This is a genomic window from Cryobacterium tepidiphilum (genome assembly GCF_003716325.1).
Classification (GTDB): domain Bacteria; phylum Actinomycetota; class Actinomycetes; order Actinomycetales; family Microbacteriaceae; genus Cryobacterium; species Cryobacterium tepidiphilum.
On sequence record NZ_RDSR01000005.1, the window covers coordinates 81,738 to 102,684 of the forward strand.

20 protein-coding genes are annotated in these 20,947 nt (G+C 69.9%); 13 read left to right on the plus strand and 7 right to left on the minus strand.

The window, feature by feature from the left end; genetic code table 11:
• Positions 1 to 67 precede the first annotated feature (67 nt).
• The gene (locus EEJ31_RS04640; protein WP_123045120.1) at positions 68 to 721 is read left to right on the plus strand and encodes a cob(I)yrinic acid a,c-diamide adenosyltransferase; all 654 of its coding nucleotides are present in this window, start codon (positions 68 to 70) and stop codon (positions 719 to 721) included.
• Positions 722 to 845: 124 nt separating this feature from the next.
• On the plus strand, positions 846 to 1,652 hold the full coding sequence (locus tag EEJ31_RS04645; RefSeq protein ID WP_158603896.1) for a nuclease-related domain-containing protein: 807 nt from the start codon (positions 846 to 848) through the stop codon (positions 1,650 to 1,652).
• 145 nt (positions 1,653 to 1,797) lie between these two features.
• Here the strand turns inward: EEJ31_RS04645 and EEJ31_RS04650 are convergent, their stop codons facing one another.
• Positions 1,798 to 2,802 carry an aldo/keto reductase family protein gene (locus tag EEJ31_RS04650; RefSeq protein ID WP_123045122.1) on the minus strand — a complete coding sequence of 335 codons (1,005 nt, stop codon included), beginning with the start codon at positions 2,800 to 2,802 and terminating at the stop codon, positions 1,798 to 1,800.
• 332 nt (positions 2,803 to 3,134) lie between these two features.
• Here EEJ31_RS04650 and EEJ31_RS04655 point away from each other — a divergent pair, with 332 nt between their 5' ends.
• From EEJ31_RS04655 to EEJ31_RS04670, 5 genes are all read left to right on the plus strand, one after another.
• Positions 3,135 to 4,067, plus strand: a complete 933-nt coding sequence (locus EEJ31_RS04655) for an ABC transporter ATP-binding protein (protein ID WP_123045123.1) — start codon at positions 3,135 to 3,137, stop codon at positions 4,065 to 4,067.
• On the plus strand, positions 4,064 to 4,927 hold the full coding sequence (locus EEJ31_RS04660) for an ABC transporter permease subunit (RefSeq protein ID WP_123045124.1): 864 nt from the start codon (positions 4,064 to 4,066) through the stop codon (positions 4,925 to 4,927). Before EEJ31_RS04655 ends, EEJ31_RS04660 begins: the two co-directional genes overlap by 4 nt.
• A gap of 7 nt (positions 4,928 to 4,934) precedes the next feature.
• A complete protein-coding gene (locus EEJ31_RS04665) occupies positions 4,935 to 6,023 on the plus strand; it encodes a Gfo/Idh/MocA family protein (protein WP_123045125.1) in 1,089 nt (362 codons plus the stop codon).
• 64 nt (positions 6,024 to 6,087) lie between these two features.
• On the plus strand, positions 6,088 to 6,258 hold the full coding sequence (locus EEJ31_RS13835) for a hypothetical protein (RefSeq protein ID WP_158603897.1): 171 nt from the start codon (positions 6,088 to 6,090) through the stop codon (positions 6,256 to 6,258).
• Between the two features lie 89 nt (positions 6,259 to 6,347).
• Positions 6,348 to 7,820 carry a bifunctional phosphatase PAP2/diacylglycerol kinase family protein gene (locus EEJ31_RS04670; RefSeq protein ID WP_233563731.1) on the plus strand — a complete coding sequence of 491 codons (1,473 nt, stop codon included), beginning with the start codon at positions 6,348 to 6,350 and terminating at the stop codon, positions 7,818 to 7,820.
• A 9-nt stretch (positions 7,821 to 7,829) separates the two neighbouring features.
• Here the strand turns inward: EEJ31_RS04670 and EEJ31_RS04675 are convergent, their stop codons facing one another.
• The 4 genes from EEJ31_RS04675 to EEJ31_RS04690 all read right to left on the minus strand — a co-directional run bounded on the left by EEJ31_RS04675 (position 7,830) and on the right by EEJ31_RS04690 (position 12,492).
• Positions 7,830 to 9,149 carry an HNH endonuclease family protein gene (locus EEJ31_RS04675; protein ID WP_233563732.1) on the minus strand — a complete coding sequence of 440 codons (1,320 nt, stop codon included), beginning with the start codon at positions 9,147 to 9,149 and terminating at the stop codon, positions 7,830 to 7,832.
• Between the two features lie 203 nt (positions 9,150 to 9,352).
• A complete protein-coding gene (locus EEJ31_RS04680; protein ID WP_199727273.1) occupies positions 9,353 to 10,615 on the minus strand; it encodes an APC family permease in 1,263 nt (420 codons plus the stop codon).
• Between the two features lie 151 nt (positions 10,616 to 10,766).
• The gene (locus tag EEJ31_RS04685; protein WP_123045126.1) at positions 10,767 to 11,654 is read right to left on the minus strand and encodes an NAD(P)-dependent oxidoreductase; all 888 of its coding nucleotides are present in this window, start codon (positions 11,652 to 11,654) and stop codon (positions 10,767 to 10,769) included.
• A gap of 61 nt (positions 11,655 to 11,715) precedes the next feature.
• Positions 11,716 to 12,492 carry a DeoR/GlpR family DNA-binding transcription regulator gene (locus EEJ31_RS04690; RefSeq protein ID WP_325049333.1) on the minus strand — a complete coding sequence of 259 codons (777 nt, stop codon included), beginning with the start codon at positions 12,490 to 12,492 and terminating at the stop codon, positions 11,716 to 11,718.
• A 175-nt stretch (positions 12,493 to 12,667) separates the two neighbouring features.
• Here EEJ31_RS04690 and EEJ31_RS04695 point away from each other — a divergent pair, with 175 nt between their 5' ends.
• The 6 genes from EEJ31_RS04695 (at position 12,668) to EEJ31_RS04720 (ending at position 19,052) form a co-directional block, all read left to right on the plus strand.
• A complete protein-coding gene (locus tag EEJ31_RS04695) occupies positions 12,668 to 13,708 on the plus strand; it encodes an autoinducer 2 ABC transporter substrate-binding protein (protein ID WP_123045127.1) in 1,041 nt (346 codons plus the stop codon).
• A gap of 63 nt (positions 13,709 to 13,771) precedes the next feature.
• Entirely contained in the window at positions 13,772 to 15,298 is a 1,527-nt protein-coding gene (locus EEJ31_RS04700) for a sugar ABC transporter ATP-binding protein (RefSeq protein ID WP_123045128.1), read from the plus strand.
• Complete coding sequence (locus tag EEJ31_RS04705; protein WP_123045129.1) at positions 15,295 to 16,332, plus strand: ABC transporter permease; 1,038 nt, start codon at positions 15,295 to 15,297, stop codon at positions 16,330 to 16,332. Before EEJ31_RS04700 ends, EEJ31_RS04705 begins: the two co-directional genes overlap by 4 nt.
• Positions 16,329 to 17,432, plus strand: a complete 1,104-nt coding sequence (locus tag EEJ31_RS04710; protein WP_233563734.1) for an ABC transporter permease — start codon at positions 16,329 to 16,331, stop codon at positions 17,430 to 17,432. Before EEJ31_RS04705 ends, EEJ31_RS04710 begins: the two co-directional genes overlap by 4 nt.
• Before the next feature lie 8 nt (positions 17,433 to 17,440).
• Entirely contained in the window at positions 17,441 to 18,442 is a 1,002-nt protein-coding gene (locus tag EEJ31_RS04715; protein WP_123045130.1) for a dihydroxyacetone kinase subunit DhaK, read from the plus strand.
• A 1-nt stretch (position 18,443) separates the two neighbouring features.
• Entirely contained in the window at positions 18,444 to 19,052 is a 609-nt protein-coding gene (locus tag EEJ31_RS04720; protein WP_233563735.1) for a DAK2 domain-containing protein, read from the plus strand.
• A gap of 148 nt (positions 19,053 to 19,200) precedes the next feature.
• Here the strand turns inward: EEJ31_RS04720 and EEJ31_RS04725 are convergent, their stop codons facing one another.
• Complete coding sequence (locus tag EEJ31_RS04725; protein WP_123045131.1) at positions 19,201 to 19,779, minus strand: histidine phosphatase family protein; 579 nt, start codon at positions 19,777 to 19,779, stop codon at positions 19,201 to 19,203.
• Positions 19,776 to 20,945 (minus strand): aminopeptidase, encoded by a 1,170-nt coding sequence (locus EEJ31_RS04730; protein ID WP_123045132.1) that lies wholly within the window; start codon positions 20,943 to 20,945, stop codon positions 19,776 to 19,778. The genes EEJ31_RS04725 and EEJ31_RS04730 overlap by 4 nt, the downstream gene beginning before the upstream one ends.
• Positions 20,946 to 20,947 lie beyond the last annotated feature (2 nt).

The following is a 20,947-nucleotide window of genomic DNA, read 5'->3' on the forward strand; positions in this document are numbered from 1 at the left end:
GGTGATCCTCACTCCCGACTTTTTCACACGTTACGCGGGGGCAGGGCTCATTACTATAGTTGCGCCTATGGCAGAGCTTGAGGAGTCCCAACCGGCCGGAGTGACCTGGTACACCCGTGAGGGCGACGAGGGAGAGACCCGTTTCGGCCGGCACGGTGTCGTTCCAAAGACCGATCTCCGGGTGGCCGCGTACTGCACCTGCGACGAGGCGAACTCCGGCGTGAGCGTGGCGATGTCGGTCGGCGGCCTGCCGCTTCACGTCACGACAACGCTCGCCAGCGTGCAGAACGACCTGTTCGACCTCGTGACGGATCTGACCGTTCCGCTGGATGATCCGGAGCCGTCCCCGGCTCGCATCCACCCCTCCCACATCGAACGCCTGGAGCGGGCGATCGACCACTACGGCGCCGAGGCGACCGACCTTGGCGGTCTCGTGCTGCCCGGGGGAACCATCGGAGCCTCCCTGCTCTACCAGGCGCGTTGCATCGTGCGCCGCGCGGAGATCTCGGTGTGGGCGGTGATCGAGGCGTATCCGGGACTCGTCAACCCGTTGACGGCGACGTACCTGAACCGGCTGTCGACCCTCCTGTTCGTGCTCGCGCGGGAAGCGAACGAGGAGCACGGCGACGTCATGTGGGTGCCCGAGGCATCCGCCCGGGCGATGGCACAGGAGGAGTCCGGGAGCGGGCCGGACGAGGTCTCGGACGGCGCTATCGCCTGACGCGGGGCCGCCTAGCGTGTCGGCCGCGGCATCCGTGGCAGCGACACGCGAAAGCGACCCGTTTGGGGGAGTACCGCCGGCTGGCGGATCGGCCGTAGATTCAATCGGACCAATGAGGAGCTCCGTGACCGACAGCATCACCATGCGCGAACGATTCGCGGCGCAGTCGGTCATCGAGGAGCTCTTGCACTGCCAGGAATCCCGGCCGCCCCGCTCCTTCCTGGGTCGGCTGTTCGGCGCCTCGCCGTTGTGCCCCGAGAGCGAGCCGTGGTACCGCGGCGCCAAGGGGGAGCTCGCTGTCGCGTCGTTGCTCACCGGGTTGCCGCACGAGTGGACCGTTTTCCACGCGCTCCCCGTCGGCAGCGGCGGGTACGGCATCAACCACCTCGTCGTGGGGCCAGGCGGCGTGTTCACGATCAACACCAGGCACTACAGCGGCCAGGAGGTCTGGGTCGCCGGGCACACCATGCTGATTTCCGGCCGAGGCACGAACGACATCCGCAACGCCGAATTGGAGGCGTCCCGGGTGGGCGCCATGCTCCGCGAACGGATGCCCATGCTTCCGCCGGTGCAGCCCGTCATCGCCCTCGTCGGAGCCAAGCACGTCATCGTACGTGCCCGGCCCCGCAAGGTGCGGGTGATCGAGGCCGGTGACCTCGTGAGCTGGCTCACCAACCTGGTCGTGGTGATGAACGAGTCCGAGCTCGATCTGCTGGTCGACATCCTCGACGAGCCGTCGACGTGGCAGGCGGCGCCGGTCGTCGTGCACCCCGAGGTGTGGGACAAGTTCGCCGTGCTCGACCACGAGGTGCGGTCGGCGCGGTTCCTGCGCGCAGGGTGGACGCTGGCCGGCATGCTCGCGCTGGTGGGGGCATCCGTCAGCGTGCTGCCGCTGCTGCTGCAGTCGATGGCCGGTGGCCTGCTCCCCTAAGCGCGCTCTGCCCCGCAGTCACTCACCCAATCAATCAATCACTCACCCACCCACCCACTCACGCGAGTGAGCAGTTTCTGCGGGAATGACGTCCGACGTCATAACCGCAAAAAGTGCACACTCGCGTACGGGCAGGAGCGACCGCTCAGGCGGGGCGCTTCTCGGGTGAGACCGTCTTCGCGGGGTCACGCTCGGCGATCCCGCCGATGGCGTCGTCGATGCGGGAGAGGGTCGCGGCATCGAGGGCGACGCCGCTGGCCTTCACGTTGTCGGCCACCTGTTCCGGGCGCGAGGCGCCCATGATGGCGGATGCCACGTTCGGGTTCTGCAGCACCCACGCGATCGCGAGTTGCGCCATGGTGAGTCCGAGGCCGTCGGCGACGGGGGCCAGCTTCTGCACGGCGGAGAGCACGCCGTCGGTCATGAAGCGCTTCACCGTGTCGGCGCCGCCCTTCGCGTCGCGGGCGCGGGATCCCTCGGGTGCTTCCGCCCCCGGCTTGTACTTGCCGGTGAGCACGCCCTGCGCCACCGGCGACCACACGATCTGCGAGATGCCGAGCTCCTCCGAGGCGGGCACCACCTCCTGCTCGATGACCCGCCACAGCATGGAGTACTGCGGCTGGTTGGAGATCAGCTGGAACCCGAGCTCCTTCGCGAGCTTGGAGGCGTCGCGCAGCTGGTCCGCCGTCCACTCAGACACACCGATATAGAGGGCCTTCCCCGAGCGCACGACATCGGCGAACGCTTGCATGGTCTCTTCGAGCGGGGTCTCGTGGTCGTAGCGGTGCGCCTGGTACAGGTCGACGTAGTCGGTCTGCAGCCGCTCGAGCGACCCGTCGATCGACTCGAGGATGTGCTTGCGCGACAACCCCACGTCGTTGTGGCCCTTCGGGCCGGTCGGCCAGTACACCTTGGTGAAGATCTCCAGCGAGGCGCGACGCTCACTCTTGAGTGCCTCGCCGAGCACCGACTCCGCCGCGGTGTTGGCGTAGGCATCCGCTGTGTCGAATGTGGTGATGCCGGCGTCGAGGGCGGCGCGCACGCACTTCGTTGCCGTGTCGTTCTCCACCTGTGACCCGTGGGTCAGCCAGTTTCCGTAGGTGATCTCCGAGATCTTGAGTCCGCTGTGTCCGAGGTATCGAAATTCCATGCGTTTCACGTTACGCCCGGCTTTCGACGCAGGGAAAACGGATGCGCGCGGCTGGATTCCGCGTCACGCCCGCTCACCTGCGGACTTCGCGCGGCGTGCGCCGTCCTCTCGCCGATCTCGGCCCATCGCCAAATCACGAAGCTGAGGGATCTGCGGCGCCAGCTCGATGCCCGAGAGGTGGGCGCGGCCACGGATCGGTAAGTGCGCACCTGGGCCTGCACGCGTGGCAATGTGTGCTGCAGAGCCAGCGGAAACGCCCGCGCATGCCCTAGCCTGACTCTGGTGCTGCGACGAGGCGAACGCCCCGCAGCCGGCGGAAGAACGGGGGAAACGTGATCGAAGCACGCTCATTGACGAAACAGTACGGCTCGAAGACGGCGGTCGACGGGGTCGATTTCACCGTGGAACCGGGCCTCGTGACCGGGTTCCTCGGACCCAACGGGGCCGGTAAATCCACCACCATGCGGATGATCGTGGGCCTTGACCGGCCGACGGCGGGCACTGTCACCGTGAACGGCGCCGCCTACCGCGACCACGCTGCGCCGCTTCGGGAGGTGGGTGTGCTTCTCGACGCCAAGGCCGTGCACACGGGGCGCACCGCCGAGAAGCATCTGCGGGCGATGGCCGCCACGCACCGCATTGGTCGAAAGCGCGTCGACGAGGTCATCGCGATGACCGGCCTCGAGTCCGTCGCGCGCAAGCGCGTCGGTGGGTTCTCCCTCGGCATGGGGCAGCGGCTCGGCATCGCGGCCGCCCTGCTCGGCGACCCGGCCACCCTGATCCTCGACGAACCGGTCAACGGTCTGGACCCCGAGGGCGTGCGCTGGGTGCGCACCCTCGTGCGGCACCTCGCGGCGGAGGGCCGCACCGTGCTGCTCTCCTCGCACCTGATGAGCGAGATGGCGCAGACGGCCGACCACATCATCGTGCTGGGGCGCGGACGCGTGGTGGCCGACGCATCCGTTGCTGAAATCGTCGCGATGAGCGGAGCGGGCTCGGTGCGGGTGCGCAGCGCCGACATGGACCGGTTGCTGGGTGCGCTGGCCGCTCCCGAGGTGTCGGCCACGCCGGCCGCCGACGGGTCAGTGCTCGTCACCGGGCGCACCGCCGAGGACATCGGCGAGGCCGCCGCGAGCCTCGGCGTCGCCGTGCACGAACTGACCCCGGTGACCGGGTCGCTCGAAGACGCCTACCTCTCGTTGACCCAGGACGAGGTCGAATACCGTTCGGATGCCGAACCCGCGATCGAAGGAGCCGGCCGATGACCGCCACCACCCTGACGCCGACCCGCCGCGCGGCATCGCAGCTCACCTTCGGGGGCATTCTGCGCTCCGAGTGGATCAAGCTCACCAGCCTGCGCTCGACCGTGTGGTCGTTCGCGCTCATCGTGCTGCTGTCGCTCGGCTTCGGGCTGCTCTTGGCATCAACGTTCAGCCGCCTCGACCCGACCGGCCAGCCCGTGCAAATGGACGCGTCATCCGCTCGGGACATCACGGTGACGATCTGCACGGCCGGGCTCATGGTCGGCCAGCTCATCGCCGCCGTTCTCGGCGTGCTGGTGATGAGCGGTGAGTACTCGACAGGCATGATCAAGTCGACCCTCGCTGCCGTTCCCACGCGCCTGCCCGTTCTGTGGGCGAAGGCGATCGTGCTCTTCGTCAGCACAACGCTCGTGGGCCTCGTCACCGTGTTCCTCGTGTTCGCGGTCACCGCGCCCGTGCGCACGGGCCGGGGCATCGACGCCAGCCTCGGCGACCCAGCGCTGCTGCTCGCCCTGGTCGGGGGCGCCGTCTACCTCGGGCTCGTCGCCGTTTTCGCGCTCGGTGTCGGCACGGTCGTGCGCAGCAGCGCGGGCGGCATCGCTGTCGCCTTGGGCGTGATGCTCGTGCTGCCGGTGCTCGTGCAGATGCTCGGCAGCGTGGCGGAATGGGCGCGCGGGATCACGCCGAACCTGCTCTCGAACGCCGGCCAGGCCATGTACGCCGTCCCGGTCGAGCTGCCGCCGGGCGTCGATGCCGGGCCCGGGGCGGCCCTGCCTCCCGGCGTCGCGAGCCTCGTCGTGCTGGCCTGGGCGCTCGTCGCGCTCGCCCTCGGGGCCGTCGCACTCCGTCGCCGGGACGCCTGAGCCGGCCATGCGCAGCCGCTCGGACACGCCCATCCGCTTCGCGGTCGTGGGCAGCGGATGGCGCAGCGCCTTCTTCCTGCGCGTCGCCCGGGCCCTGCCGGAGCGCTTCGAGGTCGTGGGCCTGGTCACCCGGAGCGCCGACACCGGTCGCGCCATCGAAGCCGAGTGGGGAATCCCGACGTATCGGGACATCGACGCGGTCGTGGCGGCGACCCGGCCGGAGTTCGCGGTCGTGTCCGTTCCCCGGGAGGCGGCGCCGGCATCCGTTGCGCGCCTGGTGGAGCACGGCGTGCCGGTGCTCACGGAGACCCCGCCCGGGCTGGACGTGGCGGCGATGCTGCCGCTGCACCGGCTTGTTGAGCAGGGTGCTGTCATTCAGGTGGCGGAGCAGTACCACCTCTCGCCGCTGCTGAACGCGCAGCTGTCGATCGCCGGGTCGGGGCGGCTCGGCCAGATCAGCCAGGTGCAGGTGGCCCAGTGCCACGATTACCACGGGGTGAGCATCATGCGCCGTGCGCTGGGGATCGGGTTCGAAGACGCCCGGATCACGGCGAGCGCCTTCGAGTCGCCGCTCACCCGCGGGCCGTCGCGGGACGGCGACCCGGTGCGCGAGGAGGTGGTGACCGCCCACCAGGCGATCGCGCATTTCGACTTCGGCGACCGGCTCGGCGTCTACGATTTCGCCGATGAACAGTATTTCTCCTGGATCCGCGCGAACCGCCTCGTGGTGCGCGGCGACCGCGGCGAGATCGTCGACCTGGGGGTGCGATACCTGAAGGACGTGCGCACGCCGATGTTCGAGACCATCACGCGAATCGAGACGGGCGTCGGCGGCAACCTGGAGGGCAAGTTCCTGCGGGGCCTCATCAGCGGCAGCGACTGGGTGTACCTCAACCCGTTCCTGCCGGCGCGGCTGAGCGACGACGAGATCGCGATCGCCGAGTGCCTGGTGCGCATGCACGCGCACGTCGCAGGCGGCCCACCGGTGTACAGCCTCGCGGAGGCCGCGCAGGACCACTACCTCGCGCTGCTCATGAAACAGGCGGCCGCCACCGGCGAAGCGGTGCGGTCGGAGCCGCAGCCCTGGGCGCAGTAGCCCCGCGCGACTCCTTGCCGCTCGTCGGCATCGTGCCTAGGGTGGGGCCAGACGAGGAGGCACCATGAGCGACGCATCCACTTCCGACAACGAGCAACTGCCGCCGCTGCCGGACTACGGCCCCACCGACGGCGAGCACGGCACCGACGACGACCCGGCGGCCACCGGCGAGGTTGATCCCCTGCAGAAGATCACCGAGTCGGAGCGCGAGCCGGGCACCCCTCCCGCCGCGTGAGCGCGCGCCGTGCTGTTGTGAACCGGCGGACTGCCGGGCCGGTGGTCGCCGCGCGACGCCTGCGGCTCCTTCCCGCCTGGGTTCGACAAGTGGATGCCGTGGTCGGCCGGCGAATCAACGCCCGCCGGGTGCATCCGCTGGTCGATCGCGGCTACGTGCGCCTCTCGAACGCGGCCAATCGCAGCCGGCTCTGGGTGTCCATCGCGGCAGGACTGGCGTTGTTCGGCCGACCCCGGCCGGCGCTGCGCGGCGTCGGGTCGCTGGTCGTCGCGAGCATTCTCGCCAACCTCGTGGGCAAGAAGCTGTTCGGCGGCGACCGCCCGCTCCTCAAGGACATTCCGGTGGGGCGGCGGCTGAAGAAGCAGCCGGCCTCGGCCTCGTTCCCGTCGGGCCACTCGGCGAGCGCCGCCGCCTTCGCCACCGGTGTCGCCCTCGAGTCGCCCCGGCTCGGGCTCGCGGTGGCGCCGGTCGCCGCGGCCGTCGCGTACTCGCGCCTGCACACCGGCGCGCACTGGTTCTCGGATGTCGTGGGCGGCTCGGTCATCGGCGTCGCCACCGCTGCGCTTGGCAAAGCCATCGTGCCTGCGCGGTCGTCGTCCTCGCGCCACCGCGGTCAGGGCGGCACTCCGGTCGGGCTTCCCGCCCTGCCGGACGGCGAGGGGGCGTTCATCGTCGTGAATCCCGCCTCGGGCAACAGCACGCTGCGACCGGACCCCATGAAGGCCCTCAGCGCGCGGCTGCCGCGCGCGGCCGTGCACCGGCTCGACGACGGCGAGGACCTCGTCGCTGTCGCCCGCCGGGCGCTGGAGTCCGGCGACAGGCCGCAGGTGCTCGGGGTCGCCGGGGGCGATGGCAGCGTCGGGGCCATTGCGCAGGTGGCGCGCGACGCGGGTCTGCCGCTCCTGGTGCTGCCGAGCGGCACCTTCAATCACTTCGCGGGAGCCGCCGGCATCGAGTCGGTCGACGCCGCCATCGATGGGCTCCTGGCCGGCGAGGGCGTGCGCGTGGATGTTGCGGAGCTGACCGTCGGTGACGGCGACCCGAAGACGGTGCTCAACGAGGCATCCCTCGGCGTCTACTCGGACTTCGTCGCGGAGCGCGAGAAGGTCGAGGCCCGCGTCGGAAAGTGGGTGGGCTCGGTGGTCGCGGCCGTGCGGGTGATGACGAACGCGCATCCGGCCGCCGTCACGATCGATGGGCGGGACACCGAGGTGTGGTCGCTGTTCGTCGGTGTGGGCCGGAACGCCCCGGGGGCCGCGCCGTTACGCCGCCGTCGACTCGGCGGCGGCAGCCTCGACCTGCGGGTGCTGCGCGTCCGGTCGCGGGCTCGGGCGGTGTGGTCGCTGTCGTTCGGAGGGCGTCTGGGCTCCGTCGTCTCGGATCTCCTGCCCGGCTCGACGGGCCTGGAGGAGCGGACCCAGGAGGCCACCGAGATCCGTGTTCATTCCCGCGAGGCGCAACCGCTCGCCCACGATGGGGAGGTGCACAGCCACGGCACCGCGTACACGTACCGGGTGACGGTGGTTCCCGGCGGCCTTGAGGTGTACCGGCCGTTCATCTGAGCCGGGTCGCTACTGCTTGTGCCAGCGGGCGCGGTCGGGGCTGTTGGCCGTCGTGCCGCAGACCATCGCGGTGCCCTTGGTGGTGACGCCGGTCGCCCCGGACGGCGCGCAGAACGAGCCCGGGTGCACCGTCTTCGGTGCCGGTGCCGGTGCCGGTGCCGGTGCCGGTGCGGGTGCGGGTGCCGGTGCGGGTGCCGGTGCCGGTTTCGGAGCAGGAGCAGGGGCAGGGGCAGGCGCGGGGGCCGGTGCCGGCGCGACGACCGCAGGCGCGAAGGCCGAGGTCAGCGCCGGCTGCTTCGGGCACGACGAGAGCACGCGGGCGATCGCATCGTGCTCGGCCGGTGCGACCCACAGGCCGTACGTGGCCTTGACCGAGACCTGCCGAGCCACATAGGCGCAACGGAACGACTTCGCGGCGGGCAGCCAGGTCGCCGCGTCGCCGTCTCCCTTCTGCATGTTCGCCCGCCCGTCCGCGGCGAGGAGGTTGAGGGGATCGTTCGCCAGCGAGATCCGCTGGGCTTCGGAGAGCTTCTGCGCGCCCGTCTGCCAGGCGTTCGACAAGGCGACGACATGGTCGATCTGAACGAGCGCCGACGTGTCGTTGCCGCGGAGGAAGTGGACGGCCTTGCCGGTGTATGGCTCGGTGAAGCTGCCGGTGAGCACCCTGCACGGGCCGGAGCGCACGATGTCGTGCAGGTCGCGAGCGAGGATGTCGTTGCGGGTGTCGCATCCGTTGCGGTCGACGTCGAGCCAGGCGGTGCCGAAGTCACCCGTGCGGTCATAGCCCGTTTTCGGCGCCTTGCCCTTGACCGGGATCGTCGCGAGCAGCGCGAGCGCGGTACGGTCGGTGACGGAGGAGTCGGCGACGGCCACTTCGGGCCGGCGCTCCGGCTCGGTGACACTGGCCGGGTCGACCGGTGCTTCATCGGTGAACGCAACGGATGGCGTCGGTGACGTCGTCGGCGTCGTGGCTGGGGTTGGCGTGCTGGTGGCGCTCGCGGTGGGCGCGGGCGGTGCGAATGCGGCGTCGGATTGAGCGGCGCGTGCCGAGCCGGCGAGGGATCCGCCAACGAGGGTGGCGACGAGACCGATGGCCATCGCTCCGGCCGCGATCCGGCGGGAGGCGAGTCTCGCCCACGACCGGCGGCCCGTCAGCAACGTGTACACGGCGGTGACCATGCCGATCAGGCCGGCTGCGAGGAGGAAGCCGGGAACGCCATCGGCGGATGTGCCAACGATGACGGACAGGACGGCAATTGCGGCGAGCACCCAGGCGATCATGGTGCGGAAGTGGCTGCGGGAGCCGCCGGTGGATACGGGGTGGTTCACGGGGCTCCTTGAATGTTGCTCACTGCAACGCTAAGGAAGCGTCGGGGGTGGGGCCAGACCCAGAACGCGGGGCAGTCGCGGCCGTCGGGCGACGTCCGCGAGCCCGCCACGGTCATCCGCTCGCCGAGGGTGCCGGTTCCGGACGAGCGTGACCGGCACGCCGCTCGCTCTCGTCCGGACGGCTCACTCTCGCGGTCGAACTGTCAGTCCCTCCGGCGGGCGGGGCGTCGGCGCAGGCGCGCGAGCCGGTAGAAAACACCCGCGGCGACCACGACGAGGCCGGCCACGATCGACACCGGCGGCAGCGTCGCGACGAGCACGAGGCATCCGCTGGCACCCAGCACCTGCAGCGCCTTCGGATAGCGGCGATTGCCCGGCTGCTGCGTGAACGCCGACACATTGGCAACGAAGTAGTACAGCAGCACCCCGAACGACGAGAAGCCGATCGCTCCGCGCAGGTCGATCGTGAGCACGAGCACGCTCACCACGAGCGCGAGCGCGATTTCGGCGTGGTGCGGCACCCGGTAGCGCGGATGCACGGCCCCCAGCCAGGCGGGAAGGTCGCTGTGTCGCGCCATGGCCAGCGTCGTGCGCCCGATGCCGGCCACGAGTGCGAGCAGGGCGCCGAGCGCGGCGACGGCTGCCCCGGCGCGCACGAGGGGAATCGGCGCGGTGACCCCCTGGGCTGCCAGCAGATCGGTGAGCGGCGCGCGGGAACTCGCGAGCGGGACGGGCCCGAGCGTGAACACGAGGGCGACGGCGACGAGGGCGTAGAGCACCAGGACGATGCTGAGCGCGATGATGATGGCGCGGGGGATCGTGCGGCCGGGGTCGCGCACCTCCTCACCCATCGTCGCGATGCGGGCGTACCCGGCGAACGCGAAGAACAGCAGGCCGGCCGACTGCAGGATGCCGTACCAGCCGCCGGAGAGCACGTTCCCGATCGCCACGGTGCCGGCGGGGGTGGGCAGACCCACGGCGATCACGATGACCAGCACGGCGAGCACGAAGACGACGATCAGCTTGGTGAGCGCGGCCGTGCGGGTCACGCCGAAGCAGTTGACCGTGGCCAGCACGAGCACCGCGGCCACGCCGACCGGTTTCGCCCACTCCTCCGGGACCGCGTAGGCGGCCGCCGTGAGCGCCATCGCCGCGCAGCTCGCCGTCTTGCCGATCACGAAGCACCAGCCGGCCAGAAACCCCGGCCACTCGCCCAGCTGTTCGCGCCCGTAGATGTAGGTGCCGCCGGAGGTGGGGTACTGCGCGGCCAGCTGGGCCGACGAGGTGGCGTTGCAGAACGCGATGACCGCCGCGATCACGAGTCCCACGAGCAGGCCGGCACCCGCGGCCGCAGCGGCGGGCGCGAACGCGGCGAAGATGCCCGCGCCGATCATCGACCCCAGGCCGAGCGCGACGGCATCCACCGTGCCCAGCCGGCGGCTGAGCGCCGGACCGGTCACCGACATCCGCTGCCCCTCTCTCGACCCCGCCCCAGCCCCTACCGTTTGCAGGAGCGGAGATGTGTCGTGCCCAACTCTGCCGCACCCCCCGCGGCGACACGCCGGGCGCCTCCTGCAAACGGAACAGCGACGCAGGGGGACGGGCGCGGGCTGCGGACTACTCGGCCAGGTCGACGCCCGCGTCGCCGGCGAGTACCTTGATCAGCGCGGAGGCGTTCTCCTCGCCCCACCCGGCCTCGACGGCCCGCTCGATGGTGGCCACCGTGGCAGCCGTTCCCGGCACCGGCACGCCGAGGCGCTCGGCGAAGGCCTTCACCAGGCGGCCGTCCTTGCGCATCAGCTTGAGTGCGAAGCTGGGGGAGTAGTCGCCTCGAATCACCGAGGAGCCCACGCCGTCGAAGATCGGCGACTTGAAGTCCGTGACAGCGAACACACCGAGCACGTCCTCCAGGTCGAGCCCGGCCTTCTTCGCGAGCGTCAGCGACTCGCCGAGCGCCTCCAGCTGCGCGGCGACGGCGAGGTTGCCCACGAGCTTCATCTTCGCGCCGTTGCCGGAGCCGCCCATGTAGTGCACGGTCTCGCTGAGCGCGTCGAGCACGTCGCGCACCGCATCGAACGTCTCCCGGTCACCGCCGGCGACCACCCAGAGGCCGCCGCCCTCCGCCTCGCCCTTAGACCCGAACACGGGTGCGTCGAGAAAACGGATGCCGCGGCCGGCATACGCCGCAGCCTCGGCCGCGCTGGTCTCCGGGTCGATCGTCGACAGGTCGATCACGATCGACGGGCTCTCCACGGTTTCGGCAAGGCCACCGGGCGCGAGCACGACCTCCTGCACCGCAACGTCGTCGGCCAGGCAGTACATGACGATGTCGGCGCCCTGCACGGCCGCCTGGGCGGTGTCGGCGTGGTCGGCGCCCGCGAGCAGCGGGTCGTCAGCCGCCGGCTTCGTGCGATTCCAGACGGTGACCTCGTGGCCGGCGGCGAGGAGGTTCGACACCATCCCGCGTCCCATGGTTCCGAGTCCGATAAAGGCGATGCTGCTCATACAGTGCTCCTCAAGGTGTGAAAAACGGCGAAACGTGTCAGGCAAAATCGGGTGGGGCGCGTCAGCCCACGGCCACCCGGATGATCGGGATGGGGTAGCTCGCGGCGACGATCGGGTCGAACAGCTCGTCGGTGATTCCCGCCGTCATGTCTTCGAGGGGAATGACGGGGAACAGCGCCTGCCGCTCGAACTTGGAGCTGTCGGCGACGAGGAACGACGCGGCGGCGACCTCGTGCATCGTGCGCTTCAACTCCACCTCGTATCCGTTGGTGTTGGTGATGCCGTCGGCGTTGACCGCGTCGCAGCCGAACACCGCGACATCCACTTTGAGCTTCCCCAGCTGCGCGATGGCGTTGTTGCCCCACAGCGTGTAGACGTTGGGGAGCAGCTCGCCGCCGAGGACGACGACGTGCGCGTTCGGGTGGCCGGCGATCTCCACACCGATTCTGAGGTCGTTGGTGATGAGCGTCAACCCGTGGTGGCCGGCGAGGTGCCGGGCGACCTCGAGCGTGGTCGAGCCGCTGTCGAGGAGCACCGTCTGCCCGGGGCCGATGCGCTCGGCCATTGCGGCGCCGATCGCCTCCTTCTCCCGGTGGTACCGGCGCTCCTTCACGCTGAACGCGGTGTCGCCGGCGAGGTCGGGCTCGGGCACGGAGACGCCGCCGTGGTTGCGGGCGACGAGGCCGGCCCGTTCCATCTTCATCAGGTCACGACGGATGGTGGACTGGTCGACCCCGAAGCTGTCGGCCAGCGTGCTCACATCGAGATACCCCGACTCGCGCACCATGGTCATGATCTGCGATTGTCGCGGCTTCCCCATCGGCACCTCCCCGTGCATCACTGGCAAGTATAGGGAGTTATCAGCCAAAACTGCACGTTTCTGCACGAGTGCGCGCCGCGCTGCACGAAAACTTGACAGTCGGGCAAGAACGGGAACATATTTGGAGCACCCATTTTGCGGCCGCTGCAGGGGCACTGGGCGGGGCGCAGCACACACAAAGGAGTGAACACAGATGAAACGTAGGGGATACCAAGCGCTGGCCCTGGCCGGTGCGGCTGTCCTGGCCCTGTCGGCGTGCAGCACCACGGGCGGCGGCGGTTCGGCCGGCTCGGCCAAGCCCGGCGACGTGAAGCCCGAGGACATGACCATGGTCACCGTGGTCAAGCTCACCGGCGTCGGCTGGTTCGACCGCATGGAAGAGGGCGTGAAGAACTTCGCCGACCGCACGAGCATCGACGCCCGCCAGGTCGGCGCCGACGACGCCAGCCCCGAGAAGCAGATCCAGATCATCCAGGACCTGCTCCCGCAGAACCCCACCGCGATCACCGTGGTGCCGAACTCGCCCGAATCGCTCGAGAACGTGCTCGGCAAGGCGCGCGACCAGGGCATCGTGGTCGTCTCGCACGAGGCCGCCGGCATGAAGAATGTGGATGCCGACATCGAAGCGTTCGACAACGCCTCCTACGGCCGGCTCATCGGTGAGAACCTCGCCGAGTGCATGGGCGGCAAGGGCACCTACGCCGCGTTCGTCGGCGGACTCACCGCCAAGACCCACATGGACTGGGTCGGCGCGGCCCTCGACTACATGAAGGAGAAGGCGCCGGGAATCACCCGCGTCTCCGACCCGATCGAGTCCAAGGAAGACGAGGGCGTGGCCTACGACCGCGCCAAGGAGATCCTCGCCAAGTACCCCGACATCAAGGGGTTCCAGGGCTCGGCCGGAACCGACGTCGCCGGTATCGCCCGTGCCGTGCAGGAGGCCGGCAAGCAGGACAGCATCTGCGTGATGGGAACCTCCATCCCGTCCGTCGCGAAGAAGTACCTCGAAGACGGCTCCATCGACAAGGCGTTCCTCTGGGACCCGGCCCTCGCCGGTGAGGCCCAGCTCTCGGCAGCGAAGATCATCGCCGAGGGTGGCAGCATCAAGGAAGGCACCGACCTCGGCGTGAAGGGCTACGAGTCCCTGAACCCGATCGAGGGCACCACCAACGCCTTCAGCGGTGAAGCCACCCTGATCGTTGACAAAGACAACGTCAACGATTTCAACTTCTAAGCACGTTGTCGATCGGGGGCCCATTGCCGACACGCGATGGGCCCCCTTCAGCGAGGGAGCACCATGAGCTCGGAAGAAGCGAGCGGATCGAGCGGCACCGGTGACGCCGTCCCCATCCTCGAGGCCCGCAACATCGTCAAGACCTACGGCGGCGTCACCGCCCTGCACGGCGTCACCCTGCGGCTCACCGCGGGTCACGTGCACGCGCTGGCCGGTGAAAACGGATGCGGGAAGTCCACCCTGATCAAGATCATCAGCGGTGCCGAGCGCCCCGATTCCGGTGAGATCGTGATCAACGGGGTTTCCCACGCGCACATGACCCCGAAGGGCGCGATCCAGCAGGGCATCCAGGTGATCTACCAGGACTTCTCGCTGTTCCCCGGCCTCACGGTCGCCGAGAACATTGTGCTCACCTCGGCGGTCGCCGAGAAGCGCACGCTCTACTCGCGCCGGCAGAGCCGCCCCGCCGCCCAGCAGATCGTCGACGACCTCGGACTCTCGCTCGACCTCGACCAGGAGGTCGAGCGGCTGTCGGTCGCCGACAAGCAGCTCACCGCGATCTGCCGCGCGCTCATCAACGACGCCCGCGTCATCATCATGGATGAGCCGACCACCGCGCTCACCCACTCCGAGGTGCAGCGCCTGTTCGCGCTCGTGAGCACGCTCCGTGCGCGCGGTGTCGCCCTGGTCTTCGTCAGCCACAAACTGGAGGAGGCGCTGCAGGTGGCGCAGGACGTCACGATCCTGCGCAATGGCGAGCTCATCATCTCCGGTCCCGCGACCGACTTCGACCGTCGCTCGATCTCGCACTACATGACCGGCCGCGACGTTGACGAGTCACGCCTCGTCAACCCGCCCCGGTACGACCGGGACCCGGTGCTCAGCGTGCAGGACCTCACCCTGCCGGGCGCCTTCGAGAACATCAGCTTCGACCTGCACGCCGGCGAGATCCTCGGACTCACGGGCCTGCTCGGCTCCGGCCGGTCTGAAATTGCGGAAGCCCTCTTCGGGGTGCTGCGCGCCGAGTCCGGCCGCACCATCGTGGACGGGAAGGCGACGACCATCCACGGCATCCGCGACGCCATCGACGCCGGCATCGGCTACGTGCCCGAGGACCGGCTCACGCAGGGGCTCTTCCTCGACAAGTCCATCGCCGACAACGTCATCGCGAGCTCACTCGAGCGGCACCGCCGCCGCGGGCTGCTCGACGCACGCACGATCGCGGCGACCATCACCGAGCAGTTCCAGCGGCTGCGCATCAAGGCCCCGAACGTCGAGGCGCCGGTGCGCAGCCTCTCCGGCGGCAACGCGCAACGGGTGGTGCTGGCCAAGTGGCTCGCCAACGGCCCGAAGATCCTCATGCTGAACGGGCCGACCGTCGGCGTCGACGTCGGCTCGAAGGAGGAGATCCTCACCATCCTTCGCGCGCAGGCCGCTGCCGGGATGGGCATCATCGTCATCTCCGACGACGTGCCCGAGCTCGTCTCGGTGTGCAACCGGGTGCTCGTGGTGCAACAGGGCCGCATCAGCGCCACCTACTCCGGCGACGACATCACCCCCGAAGCGATCCAGGAAGGGATGGCCGCATGAGCGCCACCGGAACCTCGCGCCTCGCCGCCCTCCGCGGCTCCAACAACGAGGGCGTCCTCGCGCTGATCCTCGTCGTGCTCGTCATCGCGATGACGATCGTCAACTCCGACTTCCTGAGCGCCGGCACCCTGTTCGCGATCCTCCGCTCCTCGATCGTCCCGACCGTGCTCGCCCTCGGCGTGCTCATCGTGATCATCTCGGGCGGCATCGACGTGTCGTTCCCGGCGATCGCGATCTTCTCGGCCTACACGACGGTCGTGCTCATGCGCGGCAGCGGCATCGACGCGGGCGTCGTGCTCGTGCTGGTCGTCTCGCTCGTCATCGGCGCGCTCCTCGGCCTCGTCAACGGCGGCCTGATCGCCCGGTTCAAACTCCCGACACTCATCGTCACCCTTGGCACCCAGGGCATCTTCAAGGGTATCCTGATCGCCTACGTCGGGTCGCGCTATATCGCCGAACTGCCGCTCGGCATGCGGATGTTCTCCACCCAGAGCCTTCTCACGGTGCCCGCGGGCGGCGAGAACACCTCGCTGCACGTGCTCGTGGTCCCGGCGATCGTGCTCTGCCTGCTGGTGAACTTCCTGCTTCGCAACACCATGTTCGGCCGTGGCGTCTACGCGATCGGCAACGACACCGAGGCGGCCCGCCGCGTCGGGTTCTCGGTGATGCGCATCCAGGTCATCCTCTACGTGGTCGCCGGCGTGCTCGCGGCCTTCGGCGGGGTGCTCCACGTCACGCTCACCCGCAGCGCCAACCCGCAGGACCTCCTCGGCACCGAACTCGACACCATCGCGGCCGTGGTCCTCGGCGGCGCGTCCATCTTCGGCGGCCGCGGCTCCGTGCTCGGCACCATGCTCGGCGTGCTGCTCATCCAGGTGATCAACAACAGCCTGATCCTCATGGGCATCCCATCGGCCTGGCAGCGCACGGCCGTCGGACTCCTGCTCGTGATCGGCGTGGGCGTGCAGGCGATCAGCGCGAGACGGTCGTCCCGACGAGTATTCGCACACAGAGAAGTGGTGGCCCCGGCATGACCGACCAGAAGACCGACGAGTCCGTCACCCGCAGCACGGTGCGCGAGTCCAACCGGCGCGTCGACTCCGCCGTCATGGGGGCGATCAGCCGCTTCCACCTCCAGCACGGCGTCGTGCGGATGCTGGTGCTCACCCTCCTCGCCTTCGCCATCTTCACGGCCGTCAAGCCGCGGGTGTTCCTCAACCCGCTGAACCTGCAGAACATCGCCATCGCCGCCCCCGAGATCGGCCTGCTGGCCCTCGCGATCATGCTCACCATGCTCACCGGCGGTATCGACCTGTCGATCGTCGCCATCGCGAACCTCACCGCGATCACCATCTCGTCGCTGTACACGGCGATCGGGGCGACGGATGCCGGCCTCGCCGAGTCGCTGGCCCCCGTGATCGTGCTGGTCGGCCTCGCTGTCGGCGCCGTGGGCGGCTACGTCAACGGGCTGCTCGTGAGCCGGGTCGGGATCACGCCGATCCTCGCCACCCTCGGCACGATGCAGATCTTCAACGGCATCGCCATCACCTGGACCGGCGGCAAGACGCTCTACGGCGCCCCGGCGATGCTCACGACGTTCGGCCGCACCGTGATCGCCGGCATCCCCGCACTGTTCCTTGTGCTCGTGGCGGCGGCGATCGTGCTCGCCGTCGTGATCAACAAGACGGCGCTGGGGGCCACCATCCGCCTGCAGGGCGCAAACCCGGTCGCAGCCCGGTTCTCCGGCATCCGCACCGACCGCACCCTCACCAGCACCTACGTCATGAGCGGCCTGCTCGCGGGGCTCGCCGGCATCCTCTTCGTCAGCCGCAACCCCACCGCCAGCGCCGACTACGGGTCGTCGTACGTGCTGCTCGTGATCGTGATCGCCGTGCTCGGCGGCACGAACCCCAACGGCGGGTTCGGCACGGTCCTCGGGGTGATCCTGGCCACGCTGACACTGCAGATCGTCTCGAGCGGTTTCAACATCATCCGCTTGAGCTCATACGATTACGCCATCGCCCAGGGTGCGATCCTGATCATCATCATGGTGATCGACCAGGTCACCAGCGGGCGCCGGCGACGGACCGTCCCGAAGATCAGCGATGCGCTGGCCACCCCCACTGAGAGCTGAGGAAAAGCATGAAGAAGATCATCAATGATCCCGACCGGTTCGTCGACGAGTTCATCGAGGGGATCCTGCTGGCCCATCCCGACAAGCTGAAGGCGCCGGGCGACGACAACCGAATCCTGGTGCGAGCGGATGCCCCGGTCGCGGGCCGCGTCGGCATCGTCACGGGCGGCGGCTCCGGCCACCTTCCGCTCTTCAAGGGCTACGTGGGCACCGGGCTCTGCTCGGGCGTCGCGATCGGCAACGTGTTCTCGTCGCCGTCGTCGGAGCAGGTGTTCGAGGCGACCAAGGCCGTGAACGGCGGCGCGGGCGTGCTCTACCTGTACGGCAACTACGGCGGCGACGTGCTGAACTTCGACCTCGCCGCCGACATGGCCGAGCTCGAGGACATCGAGACGAAGACGGTGCTCGGCACCGACGACGTCGCCAGCCAGCCGAAGGAGCGCAAGTCCGACCGGCGCGGTGTCGCCGGCATCTTCTTCGCCTACAAGTGCGCCGGGGCCGCCGCGGAACGCGGCGACAGCCTCGACGAGGTAGCCGCGATCGCGCAGGCCGCCGTCGACAACACCGGCACGATGGGCATCGGCCTGTCGCCGACGATCCTCCCGGCGGCCGGCAAGCCCACCTTCGAGCTGCCGGACGGCGAGATGGAGATCGGCATCGGCATCCACGGGGAGCCCGGCATCCACCGCGGGGCCCTGGAGAGCGCCGACGAGATCGCCGACCGGCTGACCGGGCCGATCTTCGAGGACCTGGGCCTCGCATCCGGTGACCGCGTCGCGGTGCTCGTGAACGGGCTGGGCGCAACGCCGCTCGAGGAGCTGTACGTGCTGTACCGCCGGGTGGCGCAGATCGCCGCCGACGCGGGTGTCACGATCGAGAAGAACTACGTGGGGGAGTACGCCACCAGCCTGGAGATGGCGGGCGCGTCGATCTCGGTGCTGAAGCTCGACGACGAGCGGCTCGCCCTTCTGAACGCCCCGGCGGACTCGCCGTTCTTCCGGGAGGTGTGAGGTGAACGCGGCTGAACTGAAGGCGGCGATCACCGCGGCGATGACCGCCGTGGCCGGGCACGCCGACGAACTGCGCGACCTCGACGCGGCGCTCGGCGACGGCGACCTCGGCATCACCGTGTCGTCGGGGTCGAAGGCCGTCGTCGAGGCGATCGGGAAGCTGGGCGACGAGGTGACGCCGGCGGACATCGCCAAGGCGTGCGCGAAGGCGTTCGCGAACGCGAACCCGTCGACGATGGCGGCGCTCGTGGCCGGGGCGCTGCTGGCCGGGTCGAAGACGTGGGCCGACAGCGCCGACGTGGACCAGGCATCCGCTGCGGACTTCATGCAGGCGGCGGCCGACAGCATCGGCAAGCGCGGCAAGTCGGAGGTCGGCGACAAGACGATCCTCGACGCGCTGGTGCCCGCCGTGTCGGCGCTGCGTGACGCACCGGATGCCGCGGCCGGCCTGAGCGCGGCGATCGCGGCCGCCGAGCGTGGCGTGCGGGAGACCCGGGAGCTGCAGTCGAAGCGGGGTCGCGCCTCGTGGCTGCAGGAGCGGAGCGTCGGCCTGCAGGACCCGGGCGCGACCGCGTTCCTGCGGTTCCTCCAGTCCTGGCCGGCCCCCTGACCCGCGCACCGCGCCCCCGCACACCTCGCCCCGCAGCATCCGCTGCCCCAAATCGCGTCGCGCGGGTTGAACGCCGCTCCGCGGGCTGAATTCAACCCGCGTACTGGCGTTCAACCCGCGCAACGGATGTTCGCACAGCGCGAGGCGGTCAGCGGGCGGGGGTGAGCAACTCGTTGTTGATGGCCTCGACGAGCCAGGCGTCGCCCCGCCAGCGCACGAGGGCCGCCGCGCTGTTGATGATGCCGGGGACGGGCTCGTCGTGCAGCTCGGTCAGCACGTTGCGTATCAGCCCGCCGTGCGCCACCACGAGGAGGTGCTGGCCCGGGTAGTCGGCGTGCAACCCGGCGAGGGTGGCGAGGGCACGCTCGGTCACCTGCTCTTCGGTCTCGGACTCGGGGAAGGCGCGGTCGGGGTAGCGCCCGTACGCCTCGTCGACGGGCATGCCCTCGGCGATGCCGTAGTGCCGCTCGACGATGCCCGGCAGCTCGCCGAGCATGGGGAGCCCCAGGTGGGCGGCGATGATCTGCCCGGTCTCGACGGCGCGAACGAGCGGGGAGGTGAGCACGCCGGTCCACGGGAACGCCCAGTCGGCGCTGGCGAGCAGCTCGCCCGCCTCGGCGGCCTGCGCCCGGCCGGTGTCGTTCAGCGGGATATCTGACGAGCCCTGCATGCGGTTCCCGAGGTTCCAGTCGGTCTGCCCGTGCCGTACGAGTCCGATGACGGTCATGACGCCGCTCCCGTCGCGGCCGGGGCTGTGCCGCCGGCCAGCGCCGGGTCGGCGACCCCGTCGTCGATGACCGCCCGGTCGCCCACGTAGAGAAAGCCGCCCGGGTCGCGCAGGTCCTTGACGATGTCCCAGTGCAGCGACGACTGGTTCACGCCGCCGCACTCCGGGTAGGCGCGGCCGAGCGCGATGTGCACCGTGCCGAGGATCTTCTCGTCGAGCAGCAGGTCGCCCGTGTAGAGCTGGAAGGCCGCGTTGGTGCCGATGCCGAGCTCGCCCACCCGGCCGGCACCGGCATCCGTGGTGAGCAGTTTGCGGGCCAGGCCTTCGCCGGTGGCGGCACTGATGCCGGTGACCAGGCCGTTCAGGAATTCGAGCCGCAGGTCGTCGATGGGGGCGCCCGCGAACCAGAACCTGCCGGGGAAGGTGATGTGGCCGTTGACCGCGTCGTCGACGGGGGCGGTGGCCAGTTCGCCGTCGGGGAGGTTCGCCTCGCCGGCGAAGGCGACCCAGGTGCGGCCGGCCACACCGAGGGTGAGGTCGGTGTCGGGGGAGAGGATGCGCACGGTGTCTGCGGCGTTGAACTCCGCGGCGAGCCGTTCCCAGGCGGCGCGGCGGGCGGCCCAGTCGCCGAGGCATCCGTCGAAGAACTGCGTGAGCAGCGTGTCGTAGTCGCAGCCGATGAGGTCGGCCCACGCCCGCGTGGGCACGCGCACGAGGCACCAGCGGGTCTCACGCCAGCGCAGGGTCGAGACGACGCCCTTGCCCTTTCGCTGCAGGGCGAGTCGCTCCTCGTCGACCGGGCCGGCGACGGGCACGGCCATCGCCCGGAACGACACGTGCACGTCCGCCCACTCCATCGACCAGGCCTCCAGCGGGGCGGGGACGGCGAGCATCTCAGTGGATGCGTGCGCCACCGCCGAGCGGTCGAAGCGCTCGTCGCTGAGGACGACCTGCGGGATGCCACCACGGCGGTACACCTCGTCGACGAAGGCCTCGACGGCGGGCATGCCCTCCGGGTCGGTGAGGAAGATGCCGACCTTCGAGCCGTTCCCGACCCGGGTGCCGTCGGCGATCTGGGTGGCGAGGGCCGCCCAGCGCGGGTCGTCGGCAGGGGTGCCGGGACCGGCGGGCTGCGATGTCGCGGGTGCGTATGCGGCTTCGGGCATGT